The following is a 6,350-nucleotide window of genomic DNA, read 5'->3' on the forward strand; positions in this document are numbered from 1 at the left end:
GTGGTGCGGGAGCTGCGGCCGACGAGGGCCGCGGCGGGTCAGCGCGCGACGCGCTCGTTCGGCACGGCGTGCGTCATCTTCAGGCCCGTGACGTCGCGGGGGCCGTTCTTGCCGAGGTTGCGGGCCCGCTCGAGCTCGTCCTCGGTGAGCGTCTGGGTGGCCAGCGGCTCCAGGCCGCGGACGTCGTCGGCCGTGATGCCGACGCCCTCGCCCACCCGGTTGCCCAGCTCGTCGTCGCACATGAGCAGGTGCCACACCATGCGCTCGGCGATGGGCCGGTCGCAGGCGGAGAGGCCGTCGACGAGGTTGGCGACGAGCTCGTCCTTCTCCCACTGCTCGGACAGCTGGTAGCGCTGGCCCGCCTGCAGGTAGTCGTTCGTGCGGTTGATGCGCTTGCGGGTGAGGCGCCCGGTGATCTCGGGGCCCTGCTCGTCGTGCGTCGGGTAGGTGCCCTCGCGCAGGCCCCCGATGATCGACGGCTCGTAGTTCACCGTCGGGTTGACGCCCTCGGGGCGGTCGACGAGGTACGCCATGGCGCCGTCGCGCTGGTTGGTGGCGGCGCGGGCGCCCTTGGGCGAGTTCACCGGCAGCTGCAGGTAGTTCGGCCCGACGCGGTAGCGCTGGGTGTCGCTGTAGGAGAACGTGCGCCCCACGAGCATCTTGTCGTCGGAGAAGTCGAGCCCGTCGACGAGGACGCCGGTGCCGAAGGCGATCTGCTCGCTCTCGGTGAAGAAGTCCTGCGGGACGCCGGTCAGCGTCATCGTGCCGACCTTGCCCAGCGGGAAGCGGTTCTCGTCCCAGACCTTGGTGTCGTCCAGCGGGTCGAAGTCGAGCTCCGGGTGGTCGTTGTCGTCCATCATCTGGACGTACAGGTCCCACTTCGGGTGGTCGCCGCGGTTGATCGCGTCGTAGAGGTCGCGCGTGTGCGAGCCGAGGTCGGAGCCCTGCACGACGGCGGCGTCGGCCCCGGTGTAGGACTTCACGCCCTGCTGCGGGATCCAGTGGTACTTGACCAGCTTGGTCTCGCCCTGGGCGTTCACCCACTTGTAGGTGTTGACGCCGAAGCCCTGCATCTCCCGGTAGGACGCCGGGATGCCGCGCGGGCCGAAGACCAGCGTGACCATGTGCATGGCCTCGGGGGTCTGCGAGATGAAGTCGAAGACGCGGTTGGGCACCTGGCGCTCGAAGGAGACCGGGTCCGGCTTCTGGCTGTGGATGAAGTCGGGGAACTTGATGGCGTCGCGGATGAAGAAGACCGCGAGGTTGTTGCCGACGAGGTCCCAGTTGCCGTCCTCGGTGTAGAACTTCACCGCGAAGCCGCGCGGGTCGCGGGCCACCTCGGAGGAGTCGCGGCCGCCGGCCACCGTGGAGAAGCGGATGGCCAGGTCGGTCTTCTTGCCGGCCTCGCTGAAGAGCTTGGCGCGCGTGTGCTGCGCGATCGGCTCGTCGCCCCACGTGCCCGTGGCCTCGAAGTGGCCGAAGGCCGTGGTGCCGCGGGCGTGGACCACGCGCTCGGGGATCCGCTCGCGGTCGAAGTGGCTGATCTTCTCGAGGAACTGGTAGTTCTCGAGCGTCGCCGGGCCGCGGGAGCCCACGGTGCGCTGGTTCTGGTTGTCGTAGACCGGGTGGCCCTGGCGGTTGGTCAGCACGGGCTGCTCGCCCTGCGCGGTGCGGTCGCTCGTCGTCGTCATCGCTGTCCTCTCCTCGGACCTCGCCGCGGGGCGGCGCCGCGCGGCGGGCCCCGGTGGGCGGCTCGTGCCACCCCGGCTCTTGTCTGGACTCGTTCCAACCTAGCCCACGGGGCGCCGTCGCGGCACCCCTGCGGCGACGCGCGTCAGGCCCGCAGCGACGGGTCCTGCAGCAGGGCGAGCATCTCCGGCAGCTCGAAGACCCGCGCCGTCTCGACGGCCGACTTCGGCCCGCGCTCCGGGTCGGCCCCCGCCGCGAGCAGGGTCCGCACGACCGCCTCGTCCTGGCGGAAGACCGCCGCCGCGAGCGCCGACTGCCCCCGGTCGTTGGTGCGCTCGACGTCGGCCCCGCGCTCGAGGAGCACGCGCACGGCGTCGTGCTGCTGGTGGTAGGCGGCGAGCACGAGCAGCGTGTCGCCGGAGGAGTTCGTGAGGTCGACGGGGACGCCCTTGTCGACGACCTCGGCGAGCTCGGCGGCGCGGCCCTCGCGGGCGGCGTCGAAGACGCCGTGGAGGAAGGCGAGCTCCTCGGGCGTGAGGTCCGCGACCGCCGACGCGCTCTCCCCCGCGGCCTCCTGCGGCCCGGTGGGGCTGGTGCCGGGCGCCGGGGGCTCGGCGTCGTGCCCGTGGCCCGCCAGGGCCTCGGCCGCGGGGCTGTCCCTCGTGGTGCTGTCCGCGACGGTGTCGTCCGCAGCGGCGTCGTCCGGGGTGCTCTGGCTCATGCCCCGACCGTAGGGCGGCCCGGTGACGACGCGCGCGTCGTCACCGGGCCGCCGCGCCCGCCCGTCCCCCGGCGCCGGGCGGACGTCCGTCAGCGGCGCTTGATCGCCTGCACGACGCCGGGCCGCGGCACGCGGACCTCGCCGTCGTAGGGGAAGCGCGAGACCTGGTTCTCGATGCTCGCGCCGTCGACCTCGCCCGGGTGCTGGACGCAGACCATGACGCTGCCCTCGACCGAGTCCACGACGGGCCCGCACGTCTCGGCGCCGACGGGGACGGTGAGGAAGGTGCGCACCTTGCCGCGCTCGGGGCCGTCGGTGGCGACGTGGTGGAGGGCGTCGGCGAGGTCGAGCGAGCCGGGCTGGCCGTCGGTCGAGACCCACAGCCCGCCGTGGGCGTCGAAGGCCACGTTGTCCGGGCACGCGATGGGCATGACCTCGGACGCCGGCAGGCCCGAGAAGTACGTGCTCGGGTCGCCCGGGTCGCCGCAGACGACGGGCAGGGCCCAGGTGAAGGTCGTGGAGGTCTGGTCCTCGGCCTCGGTGATCTCGACGATGTGGCCGTAGCGGTTGCGCACGCGCGGGTTCGCGGCGCCCGGCTCGCGGCGGCCGGAGTTGTTCGTGCAGGCCATGTAGACCTTGCCGGTGACGGGGTTGCGCTCGACGTCCTCGGGGCGGTCCATCGGCGTGGCGCCGACGGCGGCCGCGGCGACGCGCGTGAAGACGAGCACCTCCTCGAGCGTCATGCCGGGGACCATGGAGCGGCCGCCGCGCGTCAGCGGCACCCACTCGCCGGTGCCGTCGTAGTCGCTCGTGGGGTCGCCCTCGACGGCGAGGCGCGCGACGTGCAGGTCGCCGTGCTCGAGGACGTCGTTCTCCCGCCCCTGGCGCGGGTTCCTCGCCACCCGGTCGCGGGAGACGAACTTGTACAGGTGCTGGCCGCCCGTGTCGTCGCCCATGTAGCAGACGACGCGCCCGTCGGGGGCGACGGACGCCGTCGCGCCCTCGTGGCGGAAGCGGCCCATGGCCGTGTGCTTGCGAGGGGTCGAGAAGGGGTCGTAGGGGTTGATCTCCACGATCCAGCCGAAGCGGTTGACCTCGTTGGGCTCCTCCGTGAGGTCGAAGCGAGCGTCGGCGAGGTCCCACCCGCGGCCGGTGTCGCTGATGCCGTAGACGGCGTTGCGCTCGTCCGGCGTCGCGGTGTTGCGGAAGTAGCCCTGGAAGTTCTCCTCCCCGGACAGGACGGTGCCCCACGGCGTCGTGCCGCCGGCGCAGTTGTTGAGCGTCCCGACGACCGTGGTGCCCTCGGGGTCGCGGCTCGTGCGCACGAGGTCGCTGCCGGCGGCGGGCCCGGTGAGGGCGAACTCCGTCGTCGAGGCCGTGATGCGGCGCCCGTAGCGGGACGGGACGGCGCGCCAGGGGCTGCCCGGCCCGTCGCGGCGGACCTCGACGACCGACATGCCGTGCGCGGCCATCGACGTCATCCGCTGCTCGACCGTCAGGCTCTCGTCGTCGACGTACCCCGGGTACATGATGTTCTCGTTCGTGTACTCGTGGTTGGCGACGAGCAGCGCCCGCTTCCCCGAGCCGCCGAGCGGCAGCACGGTGAGGTAGTCGCAGTTGTAGCCGAACTGCTTCGCCTGGGCCTCGGGCGTCTGCGCGTCGAGGTCGAAGGCCGGCGCGTCACGCTCCACCGGGTCGCCCCACGCGATGATCGAGTGCCAGTCCCAGCCGTCGGGGACGACGACGTCGTCCACGTCGGCGGCCACCGGGCCCACCGGCGCGAAGCCGGCCAGGGCGCCCGCCGGCGCGAGGGCGCCCGGGGCGGACGCCGCGGCGTCGGCGCGCGAGCCCCGGCCCCGCCCACGACCGGAGCCCGCCGCGCGGGCCTCGTCGGGCGCGAGCGCCGCGCCCGCGACGACGGCCGCCCCCAGGCCCGCGAGCAGCGAGCGCCGGGCGATCGCCTGCTGCGCCAGCTGCTCGAACGCCGGGGCGCTGGACGTGCTCGGGCTCTCCGTGAGGCAGGCGTCGCCGCAGCGGAAGTGGCACGTCTGCGCCGAGCGCGAGCCGCGGGTGTGGCCGAGCATCGGCAGGGCGAGCCGCGGGCCCCGCGCGGGGGCGGCCGAGGACGTCTCGTGCGAGCAGTTCGTCGTCATGCGCCCCACCCTGGGAGGCCGTGACGACGGGCAGACGGGGCCGACGGGACGACCACGTGAACGCGCGGTGACGACTGGTCGCTGCGCGTGGCCCTCCACGCTGCCCCGGGCGTCCCGGTGCGGAAGACCCCGGCGGCGCGCACCCTGTCGGCGTGAGCAGCCGCGGCACCGCCGACCCCGTCCACCACCATCGCCTCCAGCGGGAGTCCCGACGAGGCTCCCGGCGCGGCGGGCGCCCGGACCGGCCGGTCGTCCCCGACCTGCTGCGGGCCGCCTGGGGCGCGACGTGCCTGCTCGCGCCCGACGCCGTGCAGCGGGCGATGTCGGGCCACGACCCGGACGTGCGCGGGCGGCGGGTCCTGCGCGTCCTCGGCGCCCGCCACCTCGTCCAGGCGGCGGGCGGCCGGGTGCTCCCGCCGCGCCTGGCCGTGGGGGGCGGCGCGGCGGTGGACGGCGTCCACTCGGCGACGGCGCTCGCCCTCGGCCTGCTCGACGTCCGGCGCCGGCGGGCCGCGCTCGTCGACGCGGTGGTCGCCGGCGCCTGGTGCGCGTGGGGCGCGGCCCGCTACCGCCGGGCGTTCAGCGGCTGACGGCCGCCGCGGCCCGCGAGGCGGCGTCCCGCGCCGCGCGGCGGGCGCGGCGCACGCCCGAGCGCTCCTCGGAGCGCCGGACGAGCAGCGCCCCCACGACGGCGCCCGCCCCGGCGAGGGCCGTCGTGGCGACCGCCCCCCGGTGCATCGACGCCGCCGACCACGGGTCGCGGCCCCAGCTGCGGTCGCCGAAGGGCCCCTGCGCGCCCCGGTCGGCGTCCTCGTCGCGCGGCTCGAAGACGTTGGAGCCGTAGCGCGGCAGGTCCTGGTGCACCTGCTGGCCGCTGATGCCCGTGCGGGCCAGGTAGCGGTCGAGGAACCACGGGGCCACCCGCTCGCCCAGGATCGTGTAGGCCGTCGACACGCCGACCCACATCGTCCGCCGCGGGTGCTCGGCCACGAAGGCGATCGCCCGCCCGGCGACCTCGGGGGCGAAGATCGGCGCCACCGGCTGGGGGTGCCCCTCGACGCGGCTGAGGTTCCAGTCGAACTGGGGCGTGTCGAGGCCCGGCAGCATGACCTGGCACACCTGGACCCGGCTGCCCTCGGCCATGAGCTCCACGCGCACCGACTCGCTGAAGCCCTTCACCGCGTGCTTCGCGGCGCAGTAGGCCGACTGCAGCGGGATGGCGCGCTGGGACAGGGCCGAGCCGACGTTGACGACGACGCCCCGGTCCCGCAGGCGCATGTGCCGCAGCGCCGCCCGCGTGCCGTTGACCTGGCCGCCGAAGGTGACGTCCGTCATGCGCGCGAACTCCTCCGGCGTCGTGTCCCAGAAGGTCGCGAGCGAGCCGGCGAAGGCGCAGTTGACCCACACGTCGACGGCGCCGAGCTCGGACTCCACGCGCTCGGCCGCCGCGTCGACCGCCGCGTGGTCGGCGACGTCGCACTCGACGGCGAGCCCGCGGCGCCCGGCCGCCTCGACGTCGGCGACGGCGCCGTCGAGGCCGGCGCGCCCGCGCGCCAGGACGGCGACGTCGAAGCCGCGCCGGGCGAGCTCGCGGACGGTCGCCCGCCCCACCCCCGCGGTGCCCCCGGTGACGACGGCGGTCCTCGTGCTCGTGCTCATGCGGCCCTCCAGCCCGGCCGGCGCGGCCGACCCGACCGGCCGCCCCGTCCTCGGTCTCGTCCTGGGCGCGAGCGTGCCCCCGCGGGCGCCCGGCCGCGACCGCACCGCGCGACCGCACCGCGGGGGGG

General features: G+C 75.2%; 5 protein-coding genes. 1 reads left to right on the top strand and 4 read right to left on the bottom strand.

Going from position 1 to position 6,350, the window contains the following annotated elements; translation table 11 throughout:
* Positions 1-38 precede the first annotated feature (38 nt).
* The 3 genes from WDV85_RS03780 to WDV85_RS03790 form a co-directional block, all read right to left on the bottom strand.
* Entirely contained in the window at positions 39-1,691 is a 1,653-nt protein-coding gene (locus WDV85_RS03780) for a catalase (protein WP_339569342.1), read from the bottom strand.
* Between the two features lie 143 nt (positions 1,692-1,834).
* Complete coding sequence (locus WDV85_RS03785) at positions 1,835-2,410, bottom strand: ankyrin repeat domain-containing protein (RefSeq protein WP_339569343.1); 576 nt, start codon at positions 2,408-2,410, stop codon at positions 1,835-1,837.
* An 89-nt stretch (positions 2,411-2,499) separates the two neighbouring features.
* The gene (locus tag WDV85_RS03790) at positions 2,500-4,563 is read right to left on the bottom strand and encodes a PhoX family protein (protein WP_339569344.1); all 2,064 of its coding nucleotides are present in this window, start codon (positions 4,561-4,563) and stop codon (positions 2,500-2,502) included.
* Between the two features lie 152 nt (positions 4,564-4,715).
* Here WDV85_RS03790 and WDV85_RS03795 point away from each other — a divergent pair, with 152 nt between their 5' ends.
* The gene (locus WDV85_RS03795) at positions 4,716-5,153 is read left to right on the top strand and encodes a hypothetical protein (protein ID WP_339569345.1); all 438 of its coding nucleotides are present in this window, start codon (positions 4,716-4,718) and stop codon (positions 5,151-5,153) included.
* Here the strand turns inward: WDV85_RS03795 and WDV85_RS03800 are convergent.
* Complete coding sequence (locus WDV85_RS03800; RefSeq protein ID WP_339569346.1) at positions 5,143-6,222, bottom strand: SDR family oxidoreductase; 1,080 nt, start codon at positions 6,220-6,222, stop codon at positions 5,143-5,145. The two genes, WDV85_RS03795 and WDV85_RS03800, sit on opposite strands and share 11 nt — an antisense overlap.
* Positions 6,223-6,350 lie beyond the last annotated feature (128 nt).

The sequence above is a fragment of the Pseudokineococcus sp. 5B2Z-1 genome (genome assembly GCF_037482305.1).
In the GTDB taxonomy this organism is placed as follows: Bacteria; Actinomycetota; Actinomycetes; order Actinomycetales; family Quadrisphaeraceae; genus Pseudokineococcus.

Coding starts and splice junctions, on each gene's coding strand:
- WDV85_RS03780 (WP_339569342.1), bottom strand. CDS start 1,691: ATGACGACGACGAGCGACCGCACCGCGCAGGGCGAGCAGCCCGTGCTG.
- WDV85_RS03785 (WP_339569343.1), bottom strand. CDS start 2,410: ATGAGCCAGAGCACCCCGGACGACGCCGCTGCGGACGACACCGTCGCG.
- WDV85_RS03790 (WP_339569344.1), bottom strand. CDS start 4,563: ATGACGACGAACTGCTCGCACGAGACGTCCTCGGCCGCCCCCGCGCGG.
- WDV85_RS03800 (WP_339569346.1), bottom strand. CDS start 6,222: ATGAGCACGAGCACGAGGACCGCCGTCGTCACCGGGGGCACCGCGGGG.